Here is a 16,249-nt window from a genome sequence, read left to right as displayed (position 1 = left end):
GCCGGCCCCGGTCAGGTGACCGCCAGGGGTTCGCCGGAGGGCGGGCCGGTCGGCAGCGTCCGCATCCGGCGCAGCGGGGAGAGGAACAGCCAAAGGAAGGCGAGCGAGGTGCCGACCGCCCCCGCGAGCACTGCGCCCCGGGCACCGAACAGTTCGGCCAGCACACCACCGCAGAGGCTGCCGATGGGGCGTGCCCCCCAGGCGAAGAACCGCACGGTGGCGTTGACCCTGCCCAGGAGGTCGGGCGGCACGGTCCGCTGGCGGAAACTGACCTGGGCCACGTTGTAGACGACGAGCGCCGCGCCCAGCCCGAACAGCGAGACGCTGACCAGCGCAAGCCGCCACCCTGGCTGGACGAGCGCGGCGAGCAGGGTGAGCGGGGCGCCGCACGCGACGCTGTACTTCACCGCCGTCGCGTCCCCCAGCCTCTCGATGAGGCGGCGCACCACGAGCGTGGCGAGGACACCTCCGAGGCTCCCCGCCGTCAGCAGCAGACCCACCGTGGTCGCGGGCACCGCGAGATCGCGGGCGAGCAGGACCAGGAGCATCGCGTAGGACATGCTCCAGAACAGGGTCATCGTCGTGGAGCACAGCACGATGGGCCGCAGCAGCGCGTCCCGCGTCACCACTCGCACGCCCTCGGCGACACCCCGGAGCAGCCTGGGGCGGTCCTTGCGGGGCGGAAGCGGTTCCGGCCGTCGGATCAGGGCGACGCACAGGGCGGACCACACGTACCCCACTGCCGTCGCGACGATCGCAAGGGGCGCGGTCACCAGCTGGATGAGCAGACCGCCGGCGCTGGGGCCGACCACGCCCGCGACCTCCTCGACGCCGATCAGCCGGGCGTTGGCGGCGACGAGGCGGTCGCCGCCGACCATATGCGGCAGGTAGCTCTGCTCGGCGACGTCGAAGAAGACCGTGAGGACGCCGGTGACGAGGGAGACCGCGCACAGGTGGACCACGTCGAGGGTGCCCAGGCTCCACGCCACCGGAATGCTGCCCAGGGCCACGGCGCGGCCGAGGTCAGAAGCGATCATCACCGTCCGCTTGCGCATACGGTCCACCCACACCCCTGCGGGCAGCCCGATGACGAGGAACGCCGCCGTCTGGCAGGCCGCGACGGCGCTTACCTCGAAGGCGGAAGCGTGCAGGGTAGTTGTCGCAAGGAGTGGCATCGCCAATCCCAGCAGACGGAAACCGAGCTGGCTCAGCGCCTGGGCGGCCAGCAGCAGACGCAGGGCGCCCACCTCGCCTCCGCCGGCGGTGGAACGGGGTGGTCCGACCATCACCAGTGCCTTTCAGGGGGCGCGGCCCCGTGACGGCACGGGACCGTGGTGCGGCGCACACCCACGACGGGGCCCTGTGGGCGGCGGTCTCCGAGGTGAGGGACGACGCCACCCGGGTCCTGCCGGGAGCGCGACGATGCTAGAGGCGGCACGGGAGCGCCACAAGCGGGCGAGAGGGGACGGAGAGCGGATGAAGAGACACGAAAAGTCTTGAGGTGTAGGGGAGTTGGGGAAACGTCAGGAATCTCCCGGCGAAGCGGCAGGTCACCTCTCCCATCGGTTTGCTGCTGATATCCGCCGACGCGTGACGACAGCGGCGTGACGTCCCTTTCCTGGCATACGGGCGCTTGCGTCGCCGCACGGCACTGCCCTACGTTGTCCTCGCCACCGTGCCGCAGGTGACGAAACGACCACCTTCGCTGCGGTTCGTCCCGCCCCGGGCCCTGATCCCGACCCTCCCGCCGTGTGCCGGTGCGGTACCCCTTCCTCTGCGCCCCGCGGGGCGCTACACCCGCTCTCTGCCCCATGACGGCTCCGCCCGCCCAGGTACGCCTCGTACGGCGACCCCATCTTGTCGGGGCGTGCGGTACCTGCGCGGACCTGCGGCACGCCGTCATGGGAAGGGCCTCACGGCACGGCGCCATCGACCAGCAGAAACGGCTCAACCGGCCGAGACCGGCCGACGGGACACGCCGACGGCTCCGGGGGCGACCGGCCGCCGGGCCCGTGCGCGACGTCACCGGCCGCCATGGCGCTGATGAGGAGACCACCATGCACACACCGGACGTGGACATCCGGACCGCCGAACGCGACGACCGAAGACCCCCGTCACCTGGCCTGACGCGTGAACAGCCCACCCCGGGCGGCGTATCCGCCCTTCCCCCCGCGCTCGGCGTCGTCCGGCGGGCCGCGCACCTTCCCCGCACGTCCTGGGACCGTCTCGCCGGCCCCGACAACGCCTATCTGGCGACCCGTTGGCTCGACGTGGCGGAGGACACCTCCGGCGCGGCCATGCGTTATCTCACCCTCACCGACGGCGAGGGTCTGGCCGGTGCACTGGCCACCGCGGTCGCCCACGCGGATGCCCCGTGGCTCGCAGGCCGGCCCGACACCTTACTGCGGCTGTGCGCGGAAGAGGGGCGGCAGGGAGCACAGGAACTGGCCGCGGACCTTCCCGGCGACCTCACCGACGCCCTACTGCCCGGCCTCGTCTGCGGAGGGCGGCACCTCGGCCGCACCACCCTCTTGAGCCGCGACGGCCACGACAGCCACGACGCCACCGGCGTACGCCTGCTGGGCGCCGCCGAGCGTCTGGCGGACGAGGAGGGACTGCGCAGCGTCGCCTTCCTTCACGTCGACGAGCACGACACCGCGCTGCGGACCCTGCTGGCCCGCCGCGGCTACCGCTCCTTCCACTCCGAGGGCTACCACTGGCTGCTGGTGCCGCAGGGCGGCTTCGCGGAGTACCTCGCCGGGTTCTCCGCCCACCGCCGCCGCCGGATCGGCGCCGAGCGCAGGGCGGTGCGCGATGCCGGCGTCCAGATCGCCGTAGCCCCGCTCGAACCCGCCGACATCCCCCGCTTCGCGGAGCTGGAGGCCACACTCCTCGGCAAGTACGGAATGAGTGCCTGGACCCCCGCACGCTCCGCGGCCATCCTGGAGCGCGCACTCGGCGCATGCGGTCCGGACGCGCTGGCGGCCACCGCCCGCCTCGACGGCGAGATCATCGCCTTCGCGCTGATCGTGGTCCACCAGGACCGCTGGTTCGCGCACCGCGCCGGGTTCGACTATGCCGCCCAGCGCAGGCTGCCGCTCTACTTCGAGCTGCTCTTCTACCACCTGGTCGAGGCCGCGGCCCGGGCCGGTGTCACCGTCATCCACTACGGCACGGGCAGCGGCGCCGCCAAGACCTCACGGGGCTGTCTCGGCTCAGGGCAATACGCCTACCTCCGTACGGCGGCCTTCGGCTGAGGGGTGGAGCCACACCGCGTTCGGGCTCCCGCAGAACGGAGCGTGACAGTCTCCCGTCACTCCGCTCTTGTCGCTCTGATCACCAGGAACTCGCTGTCCATGCCCAGTGGGCGAAGAGACTGGGATGCCGGCTGGTGATGCGCTGCCAGCACCTGTGGGCTGCCTTGAACGACCGAAATCACCTGTCCTTCTTGCGGATCCAGCGCATCAGGTAGGCGCTGATACGCCGCAGGATGGGCAGCGGTTCGGAGCGGGTGAACGCTCCGTAGTACTGCATCCAGCCGCACACGATCGGGTTGATCCTGCGGGCCGGTTCGGCGAAGGTGAGGCCTATCCGCAGGTGAAGCCGCCAGGAACGGGCCTCCCCGCTGACCTTCTCCCCCTCGGCCTCACGTGATGGATCCGGACAGATCCCGTCATGGCCCTGGGAGCTGCCGGACAACAACTCCTCGATCTTGGTGAGGGGTGTGGGGTGTGGGGTCGTGCCCGGTGACTTCGGCGAGCTGTCGGGCCGTGGTCACGGTGAGGGCGCCGGTCGAGACGGTGTGCCCCCCACGTGGTAGCGCTTGTGCAGCCGCTTGATGAACTCGTGCTTGATCCGGTATTGGTCGCTGAACTCACCCACGCCCAGCATTGCGGTGGAGCTGATCCGTGAGTCCCCGAACGTGTGGAAGCGGACGGCCGGTTCGTGCTCGGGCACCGCGCCTTCGACCTCCGTCATGACCTCGGTCACGATCTCGGCGGTGACGCGCTCCGCGTGCTCCAGGTCGCTGTCATGGCCGACGCCGACCTGCACGGTCGACATGGTTCCTTCTTCTGGCTGGTCGCGACCGGTCAATCCGGCGCTGACCTGGGGCTATTGCTGACCTCTTGCTGACTCGCCGACCAGCAGCAGGCGCCTGACCTGCGTAAACCCTCAAGCGGGGCTGTAACAGCCTGATCACGTGATGGCATCGGGACGCTCCACCCGTCATTTCGGCGGCCGGGAGCGTGCCATCATCGAGCATCGATCGACCAGTGGAGTCCGAGTTGGGAGGGCGCGTGGCGATGGAGGCCGGCCCTCGCGACACAGACCGAGACGTACCGGGTACGCAGCACGAGTCAGGACGCCTGAGCCCTGACGGGCCGGACGAGCTCGACGTGGCCCCCGAGGTCGAGGTCGAGGTCGAGCTCCGCCCCGCCCGCCGTCTGCGGATCTGGCAGCTCGCGCCCATCGTGGGCCTGGCAGCGGTCGGTTCCCTGATGTTCGCCTTCCCCCTCGCCTTCGAGTTCGGCGGCGGCGGTGCCGTCGTGGCGATGCTGGGACTGCTGATCAGCTGCTGCGCCGCCGGCTGGGGCATGATGGCGGCGCGCCGCGTGGGCCACACCTGGCCCGGCCTGCCGGCAAGGGCATCGGACGAGCGCCCCGACTGGCGGGTGATCGTGCTGTACGTCGCCGTCTGCGCCGCGCTGGTCGCCCTGGCCGTCTGGCGCGTGGCCCGGCTGCGCTGACCCGGTGGACCCCGGCCCCGTGAGCGGGGCCCGGATCCGTGGACCGCGGGTGAGGCCTCGTACAGTTGGCTCGTGAGCACTTCGCAGATCACCTTCCTCAAGGGCCACGGCACCGAGAACGACTTCGTGATCGTTCCTGACCCGGGCAACGCCCTCGACCTGCCGGTTCCCGTCGTCGCCCGGCTCTGCGACCGCCGGGCGGGCATCGGCGGCGACGGGCTGCTGCACGTCGTGCGGTCCGCGGCGCACCCCGAGGCCCTCGGCATGGCCGAGCAGGCCGAGTGGTTCATGGACTACCGCAACTCCGACGGTTCGACCGCCGAGATGTGCGGCAACGGGGTGCGTGTCTTCGCCCACTACCTGCAGCGCGCCGGCCTCGTGGCCGAAGGTGATCTGGCCGTCGCGACCCGGGGCGGCGTCAAGCGGGTGCACATCGCCAAGGACGGCGACATCACGGTCTCCATGGGGAGTGCCGTGCTGCCGGAGGACGGCGTCACGGTCACGGTCGACGGCCGGAGCTGGGAGGCCCGCAACGTGAACATGGGCAATCCGCACGCCGTCGCGTTCGTCGAGGATCTGGCACACGCCGGAGAGCTCCGCTCCGTACCGCCGTTCAGCCCGCAGTCCGTCTATCCGGACGGGGTCAACGTCGAGTTCGTCGCGGACCGCGGGCCGCGCCACGTCGCCATGCGCGTCCACGAGCGCGGATCCGGCGAGACCCGCTCCTGCGGCACCGGCGCGTGCGCCGTGGCCGTCGCGGCCGCACGCAGGGACGGAGTGGACCCCGCACGGACAGGTGCCCCGGCCACCTACACCGTCGACCTGCCCGGCGGCACCCTGGTGATCACCGAGCACCCGGACGGCGGGATCGACATGACGGGGCCTGCCGTGATCGTCGCCGAGGGTGTGATCGACCCCGCCTGGCTCGAAACGATGATCGGTTAGAGCTTCGCTCGAATGGGTGATCCGTTTCACGCTGGGCGGGAGCGGGACTGCGCCACGTGGTGGGGTCGATAGCATCAAGCACCGGCCCGGGGGTGTATCCGCACCTCTCCACCGCCGGTCGACGTTGCCGGAGGTGCCCCATGAGCGCAGAGGCCACCAACCCAGGTGCTCCCCTACGCAAGCGCGGTCGTCCACGGATCGATCTGCGCAGGCTGGGCCGTGTCGCCCTGCTCGGGCCGGTCTCCCGTGACCGGCTGCCCGACGCCATCGGGCACGTCGCGGACGCCCACCGCGCGCACTACCCGGACGCCGACCTCTCCATCCTGCGCCAGGCCTACGTCCTCGCCGAGACCTCCCACCGCGGCCAGATGCGCAAGAGCGGCGAGCCCTACATCACCCACCCGCTGGCCGTGACTCTGATCCTCGCCGAACTCGGCGCGGAGACCACGACCCTGACGGCCTCGCTCCTGCACGACACGGTCGAGGACACCGAGGTGACCCTCGACCAGGTCCGTGAGGAGTTCGGCGACGAGGTCTGCTATCTGGTCGACGGAGTCACCAAGCTGGAGAAGGTCGACTACGGCGCCGCCGCCGAGCCCGAGACCTTCCGCAAGATGCTCGTCGCCACCGGCAACGACGTCCGGGTCATGTCGATCAAACTGGCCGACCGGCTGCACAACATGCGGACGCTCGGCGTCATGCGTCCCGAGAAGCAGGCCAGGATCGCCAAGGTCACCCGGGACGTGCTCATCCCGCTCGCCGAACGCCTCGGCGTGCAGGCACTCAAGACGGAGCTCGAGGACCTCGTCTTCGCGATCCTGCACCCGCAGGAGTACGAGCGCACCCAGGCACTCATCTCCGCCTGGGACGGCGCCCAGGAACCGCTCACCGAGATCGCCGACCGTGTCAGGACGACGCTGCGCGACGCCGGCATCAGCGCCGAAGTGCTCATCAGACCGCGGCACTTCGTCTCCGTGCACCGGGTGCGGACCAAACGCGGTGAGATGCGCGGAACCGACTTCGGACGGCTGCTGGTGCTGGTCGGCGAGGACGCCGACTGCTATGCGGTCCTGGGCGAACTGCACACCTGCTTCACCCCGGTGATCTCCGAATTCAAGGACTTCATCGCGGCCCCCAAGTTCAACCTCTACCAGTCGTTGCACACCGCGGTCGTCGGCTCCGAGGGCGCCGTCGCCGAAGTCCTGATCCGGACGCACCGGATGCACAAGGTGGCCGAGGCGGGCGTCGTCGCGCTCGGCAACCCGTACACCCAGGACGGCACCGCCACCGCGCACCCGGCCGAACCCGCCGACGGGGAGCGCGCCGACCCCACCCGGCCCGGGTGGCTCTCCCGCCTCCTGGACTGGCAGGAGTCCGCCACCGACTCCGACACCTTCTGGGCCACGCTCCGCGCCGACCTCGCGCAGGACCGGGAGATCACGGTCTTCCGGACCGACGGAGGGACGCTCGGGCTGTCCGCCGGTGCCAGCTGCGTCGACGCCGCCTACGCGCAGTACGGCGACGAGGCGCACGGCTCCATCGGAGCCCGCGTCAACGGCCGGCTGGCCACGCTCAGCACCGTGCTGAACGACGGCGACACCGTGCAGCTGCTGCTCGCCCAGGACGCGTCGTCCGGGCCCTCCCCGGAGTGGCTCGACCACGCGCGTACCCCCGCTGCCCGGATCGCGATCACGGCATGGCTCGACGCCCATCCGGACAGCGTGCAGGGGGCCCACAAGAGTCGGCCCGACACACCGAGGCCGCAGGTCCAGCCCGCCGACGACGCCCCGGGCGGCCGCGGCAGGACGGGCGGCCGGGCTCCGAGTGTGGCCGTCGAGGCACCGGGCGCGCCGGTCCGGCTCGCCGGCTGCTGCACCCCCGTCCCGCCCGACGGCATCATCGGATTCACCGTGCGCGGCGGGGCCGTGACCGTGCACCGCGAGGAGTGCCCCGCCGTGGCCCGTATGCGGGCGATCGGCCGGGCGGCCGTGGCGGCACGCTGGAGCGACCCGGGCGACTGGAGCGGCGCCGCCGACTACCGGGTCACCCTCGTCGCCGAGTCCTTCGGGCGGCCCCGGCTCCTCGCCGACCTCACCGAGGCCATCGCGACCGCGGACGCGGCCATCGTCTCGGCGACGGTCGAACCGCCGAGCGAGCAGCGCGTCCGGCACACCTACACACTGCAGCTGCCGGACGCGGCCGGGCTGCCCGGCCTCATGAGGGCCATGCGCGACGTCCCCGGGGTGTACGACGTGAGCCGGGCCCAGCAGACCGCCGCCACCGGATGACAGCCCGGGCCCCGCCGCCCGGCCTCTCCTTGCCGCGTCCCGGCGACCCCGTTCGGGTGGTGCGGCGCGCGCCACCCCCGCGTGGACCATGCGCGCTGGTAGCCGTAGTCCATGCCGCTCACCTCGCGCCGACTGCGTGCCGCTCTGCTGGCCACCGCGTCGGTCACCCTCGTCGCCGCCACCCTGCCCGCACCCGAACCGCTCGGCATCGGCGACCGTCTCTTCCCGCACCTGGGAAACCCGGGCTACGACGTCCTCGCGTACGACATCTCACTCATCTACAAGGGCAGCAACACCAAGCCGCTCGACGCCGTCACCACCATCGAGGCACGCACCACCGCGGCCCTGGAACGGATCAACCTCGACTTCGCCCGGGGCGCCGTGCGCACCGTCGAGGTCAACGGGCGGACATCGGAGTTCGCCACCGCGGGCGAGGACCTGGTCGTCGACGCCCCCGCTCCGCTCCCGGCAGGGTCGCCGCTGCGCATCACCGTCCGGCACACGAGCGATCCGACGGGGGACAAGGCCAACGGAGGGTGGGTCCCCACCGCCGACGGTCTCGCCATGGCGAACCAGGCCGATGCCGCCCACCGGGTCTTCCCCAGCAACGACCACCCCGCGGACAAGGCCTACTTCACCTTCCGGGTGACCGCGCCGAAGGAGTTCACCGTGGTGGCGGGCGGGGTCCCCGCCGGAAAGCGGCACCACGGCGGCGCGACGACCTGGAGCTACCGCACCGAGCACCCGATGGCGACCGAACTGGCCCAGGTGTCCATCGGCCGCTCCACCGTCCTGCGCCGCACCGGACCGAACGGACTGCCGGTGCGCGACGTGGTGCCCGCGGCCGACCGCGAGAAGCTGGAGCCCTGGCTGAAGAAGACCCCGGCACAGCTGGACTGGATGGAGAAGCAGGTCGGACCGTACCCGTTCGAGACCTACGGACTGCTGGTCGCCGACACGGAGACCGGCTTCGAGCTGGAGACCCAGACCCTCTCGCTCTTCGAACGCTCCCTGTTCACCGGCACCGGATACCCCGAGTGGTACGTCGACTCGGTCATGGTGCACGAGCTCGCCCACCAGTGGTTCGGCAACAGCGTCTCCCCGCGGTCCTGGTCCGACCTGTGGCTCAACGAGGGACACGCCACCTGGTACGAGGCCCGCTACGCGGAGGAGCACGCGAAGAAGCCGCTGGAGCCGCGGATGCGCGAGGCCTACGCCCGCTCCGACGCCTGGCGCGCCGCGGGCGGCCCGCCCGCCCGGCCCGACGTCCCCACCCCAGACCACAAGATCAGCCTGTTCAGGCCGGTCGTGTACGACGGGAGCGCCCTCATCCTCTTCGCGCTGCGCGAGGAGATCGGCGAGGCCGCGTTCGACCGCCTGGAGCGGAGCTGGGTGCGTGCGTACCGCGACGACTCGGCGACCACCCGGCAGTTCACCACCCTGGCGTCGAGCATCGCGGGACGGGACCTGACGGCGTTCTTCGACGGCTGGCTGTACGGGAAGAAGACACCGCCCATGCCGGGACACCCGGACTGGCGCAGCGGGACACCCCGGAACACCGCGGCCGGGCGGACCCCCGCGCGGGCACCGAAACCCGAGTGACGCTCCGGGCGCGGACATGCCACTATCGACGCGTCGGCACGGCGGCCGGCCGGACGGTCTCCCCCCGGGGAATCTTCCGGCGGGGTCACGCGTTGTGACTGACGTATCGGACTTCTATCGACGTAAGGATCCAATGACCTCCTCTTCCTCCCTTCCCCAGGACGCGCAGGACGCCAAGAGCGCCCCGGAGACCGATTCCGAGAGCCTTCGGGCCGACGCCCTGATGGAAGAGGACGTCGCCTGGAGCCACGAGATCGACGGAGAGCGGGACGGCGACCAGCTCGACCGCTCCGAGCGTGCGGCCCTGCGCCGCGTCGCCGGTCTCTCCACCGAGCTCGAGGACGTCACCGAGGTCGAGTACCGGCAGCTGCGCCTGGAGCGCGTGGTGCTCGTCGGTGTCTGGACATCGGGAACCGTCCATGACGCGGAGATCTCCCTCGCGGAGCTGGCGGCTCTGGCCGAGACGGCCGGTGCCCAGGTCCTCGACGCCGTGTTCCAGCGGCGTGACAAGCCCGACCCGGCCACCTACATCGGCTCGGGCAAGGCACTGGAGCTGCGCGACATCGTTCTCGAGTCCGGGGCCGACACCGTCGTCTGCGACGGAGAGCTCAGCCCGGGCCAGCTGATCCATCTGGAAGACGTCGTCAAGGTCAAGGTGGTCGACAGGACCGCCCTGATCCTTGACATCTTCGCCCAGCACGCCAAGTCCCGTGAGGGCAAGGCGCAGGTCTCGCTGGCACAGATGCAGTACATGCTCCCGCGCCTGCGCGGCTGGGGCCAGTCGCTGTCCCGCCAGATGGGCGGCGGCGGTTCCAGCGGCGGTGGCGGCATGGCCACCCGTGGTCCCGGTGAGACCAAGATCGAGACGGACCGTCGGCGGATCCGCGAGAAGATGGCGAAGATGCGCCGGGAGATCGCGGAGATGAAGACCGGCCGCGAGATCAAGCGCCAGGAGCGCAAGCGCAACAAGGTGCCCTCGGTGGCGATCGCCGGGTACACCAACGCGGGGAAGTCCTCCCTGCTCAACCGGCTCACCGGCGCGGGTGTCCTCGTGGAGAACGCCCTGTTCGCGACCCTCGACCCGACCGTGCGCCGGGCCGAGACACCGAGCGGCCGGATCTACACCCTGGCCGACACCGTCGGGTTCGTGCGGCACCTGCCCCACCACCTGGTCGAGGCCTTCCGCTCCACCATGGAGGAGGTCGGCGAGTCCGACCTCATCCTGCACGTGGTGGACGGCTCCCACCCGGTGCCGGAGGAGCAGCTCACCGCCGTGCGCCAGGTGATTCGGGAGGTCGGCGCCGTCGACGTGCCCGAGGTCGTCGTGATCAACAAGGCGGACGCGGCGGACCCGCTCGTGCTCCAGCGTCTGCTGCGCACCGAGAAGCACGCGATCGCGGTGTCGGCACGGACCGGCGCGGGCATCGACGAGCTGCTCGCGCTCATCGACGCCGAACTGCCGCGGCCCTCCGTGGAGATCGAGGCACTCGTTCCCTACACCGAGGGCGGACTCGTCTCCCGGGTGCACGCCGAGGGCGAGGTGATCTCCGAGGAGCACACCCCGGAGGGCACGCTGCTCAAGGCACGGGTCCACGAGGAACTCGGAGCGGACCTGGCCGCCTTCGTTCCGGCGGCCCACTGACACGGTGCACACACCGGAGGCCGGGCTCCCCCCACAGCGAGGGGAGCCCGGCCTCCGGTGTGTGCGGGCCCGGCGTTCGCCGCCCGTGCCCGCGGGTCCCGGCAGGCAGCTCCGGCCGGGACCCGGCGCGGCGTCCTACTGTCCCGCGTACTTCTTGCTGACGGCCTCGTAGACGGACTTGGCCTCCTCGCCCAGACGGGGGCCGGCCAGCCAGCCCGCCGTCACCGGGCCGATGGAGGTGTTCGAGACCAGAGCCGGCTTGCCGTCCTGGCCCTCGGCGACCCAGCCGCCTCCCGAGGACCCGCCGGTCATCGTGCACCCGATGCGGTACATCGTGGGCTGCTGCTCGAACACGGCGAGGCGGCCCGGCCCGTCGGTGCACTGCAGAGCCTTCTGGCCGTCGTAGGGCGGGGCCGCCGGATAGCCGGTCGCCGTCATGCTGTCGATCTCCGGGACGGCCGGTGCGTTGAAATCGACCGGGAGCGCCGAACCGACGGTCTCCTCCAGGGACTTGCCCGTCGAGCCCTTCTCGGGTGCGACCTGCAGGACCGCGAAGTCGTAGGGAGCGCCCTGGCCACCGGTCGCGGCGCCCTGGTTGATCCACTCGTCGGAGGTCTGCGCCCACTGGCCCCACCACACGCCGTAGGGGGCGATCTCCTCCTTGGAGGCGTTCTCCAGCTCCGCCGTCGACATGCCGCTGTCGTTGTACGACGGGACGAAGGCGATGTTGCGGTACCAGCCGCCGTCCTTGCCCGCGTGCACGCAGTGCCCGGCGGTCCACACCATGTTGGACTTGCCCGGGTGGGCCGGGTCCTGCACCACGGTCGCCGAGCAGACCATCGACCCCTCGGGGCCGTCGAACAGGAGCTTGCCGGACGCCGGAGCGCTGCCGTGGTACGGCGTCGGCAGGTTCGCCGCCCTGACGGGGACCGGGGTCGGGTCCGTCACGCCCTCGTCGCCGGAGATGTCGTTGTCGACGGGGTTCTCGGGGGGCTTGTCGGCGTCCCGCATCCGGTCCGGGTCCCAGAGGTCCTCGATGATCGGGTTGACGTAGTCCCTGGCCTCACGCAGCCAGGTGTCCTTGTCCCAGTTCCTCCACTCGCCGTCCCTCCACTTGTCGAGGTCGATCCCGTGCTCCTTGAGACGGTCCTTGAGGTCGTCCGGGATCACGACCTTCCCGTCCGAGGCCTGGCCGGTGGAGCTGCTCGGCTCACTGATCGCGCCGTCCTCCTCCGGTCCGCAGGCCGTGGCGGTGAGCGTCAGGACCGCGGCGAGGGCGGCTGCGGCGAACACCCGGGGGGTGCGACGGGCGCTCCCCCCGCGGCGTGCGGTATCGGTCGGGCGCATGGGTCGCATCTGGTGATCCCCCTGGGACTTCGTCACTGACTTCGGCACTGCACTGCGGACTCGGGACGCGAGGCACGCCCCGCGGAACGGCGGCTCCGTCCCGACCGCGGCCCCTACTATGCCGGTGCCGATGGGGACGGCGCTCGGCAGGGCCACGGTTCCCCCTGCGCAAGGATCTTCCGATTTACCCGTGATCTCCTGCCGTTCGCGTCGTTGGTACGTACGGGGGACACCAGGACGGCGTTCATCGGCGCAGTCTGCCCTCAGGGACCGTACCGAGGCGCAACGCAACTGTGACAGCAGGAGGACCGACAGCCGTGGCCGTGACCGAACCAGCTCCGGTGGCACTATCCCCTGCCCACGAGGGGATTCTGCGGCGCCAGGCGCTGCGTGAATCGGCGGCCCGCACCTATGCGCGATCGCTGCCGATCGTGCCCGTGCGCGCGCGGGGCATGACCATCGAGGGCGCGGACGGCCGCCGGTATCTCGACTGCCTGTCAGGGGCGGGCACGCTGGCGCTCGGTCACAACCACCCCGTGGTGCTCGAGGCCATCCGAAAGGTCATCGACTCCGGGGCCCCGCTGCACGTGCTCGATCTCGCCACACCCGTCAAGGACGCCTTCACCACGGAGCTGTTCGCCACGCTCCCGCGGGAGTTGGCCGACAACGCCAGGATCCAGTTCTGCGGCCCCGCGGGCACGGACGCCGTCGAGGCGGCGTTCAAGCTGGTCCGGGCGGCGAGCGGGCGCAGCGAACTCCTCGCCTTCACCGGCGCCTACCACGGCATGACCGCTGGAGCCCTGGCCGCTTCGGGGGGCGCCCCCGACGTCCGGGTGACGAGGCTGCCCTTCCCGCAGAGCTACCGCTGCCCCTTCGGGGCCGGCGGGGAGCGTGGCGCGGAGCTCGCCGCCCGCTGGACCGAGTACCTCCTGGACGATCCCAAGGGCGGTGTGCCGGCCCCGGCCGGCATGATCCTGGAACCGGTCCAGGGCGAGGGCGGGGTGAACCCCGCTCCGGACGGCTGGATGCGCCGGATGCGGGAGATCACGCGGGAGCGTTCCATCGCGCTGATCGCGGACGAGGTGCAGACCGGGGTCGGCAGGACCGGCGCGTTCTGGGCGGTCGGGCACAGCGGTGTCGTGCCCGACGTGATGGTGCTCTCGAAGGCCATCGGCGGCTCACTGCCCCTCGCGGTGATCGTCTACCGCTCGGAGCTCGACCTGTGGCAGCCCGGCGCCCACGCCGGCACCTTCCGAGGCAATCAGCTCGCCATGGCGGCCGGTGCGGCGACCCTCTCGTACGTGAGGGAGAACGGGCTGGCCGAGCGCGCCGGGACGCTGGGGGCGCGCATGCTCGCCAGGCTCCAGGCGCTGAGCACGGACCATCCGAGCATCGGCGACGTCCGGGGCCGGGGCCTGATGATCGGGATCGAACTCGTGGACCCCGAGGCCGAGCCGCTCACCGTCACCGCCGAGAACGGCTCCGCCCCGCCGCCCGACCCCGCCCTCGCCGCCGCGGTGCAGCAGGAGTGCCTGAACCGCGGTCTCATCGTCGAACTCGGCGGACGCCACAGCGCCGTGGTCCGGCTGCTCCCTCCTCTCACGCTCACCGACGAACAGGCCACGGCGGTCGTCGACCGTCTCGCCGACGCGCTGAGAGCGGCCGAGCGCTCTCCGTACCGCCGGGCCGCTGCCGGGCCGACCCGCTGATCCCGGAACCCTCACAAGGAAGACCGCCGTGAACCCCACCCCTGCGCCCGAGGCCGACGGCCCCCTCACCAGCCAGCAGCGAGGACATGACCTGCCGGACGCGCCCCTGGCCGTCGAGTCGACGACCGTGCCGCGTCAGAAGGCCGGACCGCACGGAGCCCCGCGTACCGGGGCCGGCGCCCGGACGGGGGCCGCGCCTGCGGACCGCCCCGGGCACACGGAGCAGGACCCGCTCGACCATCCGGACCCGCTCAGGGCCGCGGACTCGGCCGGCGCGGAGAACCTGCTGCGCTGCTGGACCAGGGAGAAGGACCTGCCCCGGCCGCAGGGGGGCACCTTGCGCATCCCGCTCCCCGCGAGCGGCACCGCGCTCCTGGTCCCCGTCGTCCACTGGTCGGCCACGGGCTGGCACCGCTTCGGGACTCCGGCACTCGAGAACGCGCCGGCCGGCGCCCCGGGTGCCGACGCCGTCACCGTGGCCGCACTGCTGAGCCGCGAGTGCGAGCGGAACGCCGGGACCGACCTGGTGGCCAGGGTCGCCGACTCCGTACGGCACACCGCTGCCTTCCTCGCGGACCGGCGCACCGCCCCCACCGCGCCGTCCGGGGCCGACCTCTTCCTCGCGGCCGAGCAGTCCCTCGTCCTGGGCCACCCCCTGCATCCCACGCCCAAGAGCCGCGAAGGCCTCTCCGAGTCCGAAGCACATCTCTACTCACCGGAGTTGCGTGGCTCGTTCCCGCTCCACTGGATGGCCGTGGACCACTCCGTGCTGGCCACGGACTCGGCATGGACGAAGGCCGGCAGGACCGTCCCGGCCCAGGCGCTCCTCGCACCCCACGCCGAAGGGCTGCGCCTTCCCGACGGGACCGCGGCCCTGCCGCTCCACCCATGGCAGGCCGCGGAGGTCCTGCGCCGCCCCGAGGTCGTCGCGCTGTGCGAGAAGGGCCTCCTGCACGACCTCGGCCCGTACGGGGAGCGCTGGCACCCCACCTCCTCCGTCCGCACCGTGCACCGGCCCGGCTGCGACCTCATGCTGAAGCTCTCCCTGGGCGTCCGCATCACCAACTCCCGCCGGGAGAACCTCCGCAAGGAACTCCACCGCGGGGCCGAGGTCCACCGGCTGCTCCGTACCGGACTGGCCGACCGGTGGCGGGAGGCACACCCGGGCTTCGACATCGTCCGGGATCCCGCATGGCTGGCCGTCGACCACCCGGACGGGAGCGCCGTCCCCGGCCTCGACGTGATGCTCCGTCACAACCCGTTCGGCCCGGCCGACGACGCGGTGTGCATCGCCGGACTCACGGCCCCCCGCCCGTGGCCCGGCCGTCCGGGCACACACTCGCGGCTCGCCGACACGGTCTCCTCGCTCGCCGCCCGCACGGGCCGTACGACCGGAGCCGTCTGCGCCGAGTGGTTCCTGCGCTACCTCGACCGCGTGGTCCTCCCCGTCCTCTGGCTCGACGCCCACGCCGGCGTCGCCCTGGAGGCGCACCAGCAGAACACGCTCGTCCTGCTCGACGGGGACGGCTGGCCGGTCGGCGGCAGATACCGCGACAACCAGGGCTACTACTTCCGTGAGTCCCACCGTGCCGCACTCGAGCGCCGTCTGCCGGGCATCGGAGCAGTCAGCGACACCTTCGTCTCCGACGACGTCACCGACGAGCGGCTCGCCTACTACCTCGGCATCAACAACGTGTTCGGGCTGATCGGGGCCTTCGGAGCCCAGCGGCTCGCCGACGAGGAGCTCCTCCTCGCCGCGTTCCGCAGGTTCCTCGAAGGAGCCGTCCCGCTGGGCTCCCCCCTGCCGGGCTACCTCCTGGAGACCGGGCAGCTGCGGTGCAAGGCGAACCTCCTGACCCGGATGCACGGCCTCGACGAACTGGTCGGACCGGTCGACACCCAGTCCGTGTACGTCACCATCGCCAACCCCCTCCGCAGCTGAACGACATCACCCCTGACCTGCGAGAG

11 protein-coding genes and 1 pseudogene are annotated in these 16,249 nt (G+C 71.7%); 8 read left to right on the top strand and 4 right to left on the bottom strand.

Features of this window, described 5'->3' with window-relative positions:
- Positions 1–11: 11 nt before the first annotated feature.
- A complete protein-coding gene (locus B9S57_RS12530; RefSeq protein WP_103515632.1) occupies positions 12–1,286 on the bottom strand; it encodes an MFS transporter in 1,275 nt (424 codons plus the stop codon).
- Positions 1,287–2,057: 771 nt separating this feature from the next.
- Between B9S57_RS12530 and B9S57_RS12525 the strand changes: the two genes are divergently transcribed.
- Positions 2,058–3,257 (top strand): GNAT family N-acetyltransferase, encoded by a 1,200-nt coding sequence (locus tag B9S57_RS12525; protein ID WP_181011327.1) that lies wholly within the window; start codon positions 2,058–2,060, stop codon positions 3,255–3,257.
- A 178-nt stretch (positions 3,258–3,435) separates the two neighbouring features.
- On the opposite strand, the gene B9S57_RS12520 is transcribed toward B9S57_RS12525, so the two are convergent.
- Together B9S57_RS12520 and B9S57_RS12515 are read right to left on the bottom strand one after the other, a co-directional pair.
- A complete protein-coding gene (locus B9S57_RS12520) occupies positions 3,436–3,699 on the bottom strand; it encodes a group II intron maturase-specific domain-containing protein (protein WP_219818561.1) in 264 nt (87 codons plus the stop codon).
- 81 nt (positions 3,700–3,780) lie between these two features.
- A pseudogene (locus B9S57_RS12515) lies at positions 3,781–4,095 on the bottom strand (mechanosensitive ion channel family protein); the annotation flags it as partial.
- A 209-nt stretch (positions 4,096–4,304) separates the two neighbouring features.
- On the opposite strand from B9S57_RS12515, the gene B9S57_RS12510 reads away from it, so the two are divergent.
- From B9S57_RS12510 to hflX, 5 genes are all read left to right on the top strand, one after another.
- Entirely contained in the window at positions 4,305–4,748 is a 444-nt protein-coding gene (locus B9S57_RS12510; protein ID WP_103515630.1) for a hypothetical protein, read from the top strand.
- 72 nt (positions 4,749–4,820) lie between these two features.
- Positions 4,821–5,693 carry a diaminopimelate epimerase gene (dapF, locus tag B9S57_RS12505; RefSeq protein ID WP_103515629.1) on the top strand — a complete coding sequence of 291 codons (873 nt, stop codon included), beginning with the start codon at positions 4,821–4,823 and terminating at the stop codon, positions 5,691–5,693.
- Between the two features lie 140 nt (positions 5,694–5,833).
- Positions 5,834–7,981 (top strand): bifunctional (p)ppGpp synthetase/guanosine-3',5'-bis(diphosphate) 3'-pyrophosphohydrolase, encoded by a 2,148-nt coding sequence (locus B9S57_RS12500; RefSeq protein WP_103515628.1) that lies wholly within the window; start codon positions 5,834–5,836, stop codon positions 7,979–7,981.
- A 111-nt stretch (positions 7,982–8,092) separates the two neighbouring features.
- Entirely contained in the window at positions 8,093–9,583 is a 1,491-nt protein-coding gene (locus tag B9S57_RS12495; RefSeq protein ID WP_103515627.1) for a M1 family metallopeptidase, read from the top strand.
- Between the two features lie 133 nt (positions 9,584–9,716).
- Positions 9,717–11,225, top strand: a complete 1,509-nt coding sequence (gene hflX, locus B9S57_RS12490; protein ID WP_103515626.1) for a GTPase HflX — start codon at positions 9,717–9,719, stop codon at positions 11,223–11,225.
- A gap of 135 nt (positions 11,226–11,360) precedes the next feature.
- Here the strand turns inward: hflX and B9S57_RS12485 are convergent, their stop codons facing one another.
- Positions 11,361–12,572 (bottom strand): serine protease, encoded by a 1,212-nt coding sequence (locus B9S57_RS12485; RefSeq protein WP_103515625.1) that lies wholly within the window; start codon positions 12,570–12,572, stop codon positions 11,361–11,363.
- Positions 12,573–12,889: 317 nt separating this feature from the next.
- Between B9S57_RS12485 and B9S57_RS12480 the strand changes: the two genes are divergently transcribed.
- A complete protein-coding gene (locus B9S57_RS12480) occupies positions 12,890–14,281 on the top strand; it encodes a diaminobutyrate--2-oxoglutarate transaminase family protein (protein ID WP_103515624.1) in 1,392 nt (463 codons plus the stop codon).
- 28 nt (positions 14,282–14,309) lie between these two features.
- Entirely contained in the window at positions 14,310–16,223 is a 1,914-nt protein-coding gene (locus B9S57_RS12475) for an IucA/IucC family siderophore biosynthesis protein (protein ID WP_103515623.1), read from the top strand.
- The last annotated feature ends 26 nt before the right edge of the window (positions 16,224–16,249 follow it).

The organism is Streptomyces sp. SM10 (genome assembly GCF_002910915.1).
GTDB lineage: Bacteria > Actinomycetota > Actinomycetes > Streptomycetales > Streptomycetaceae > Streptomyces.
Note: the sequence above shows the minus strand (reverse complement) of the source record. Positions and strands in the feature narration are given on the sequence as shown.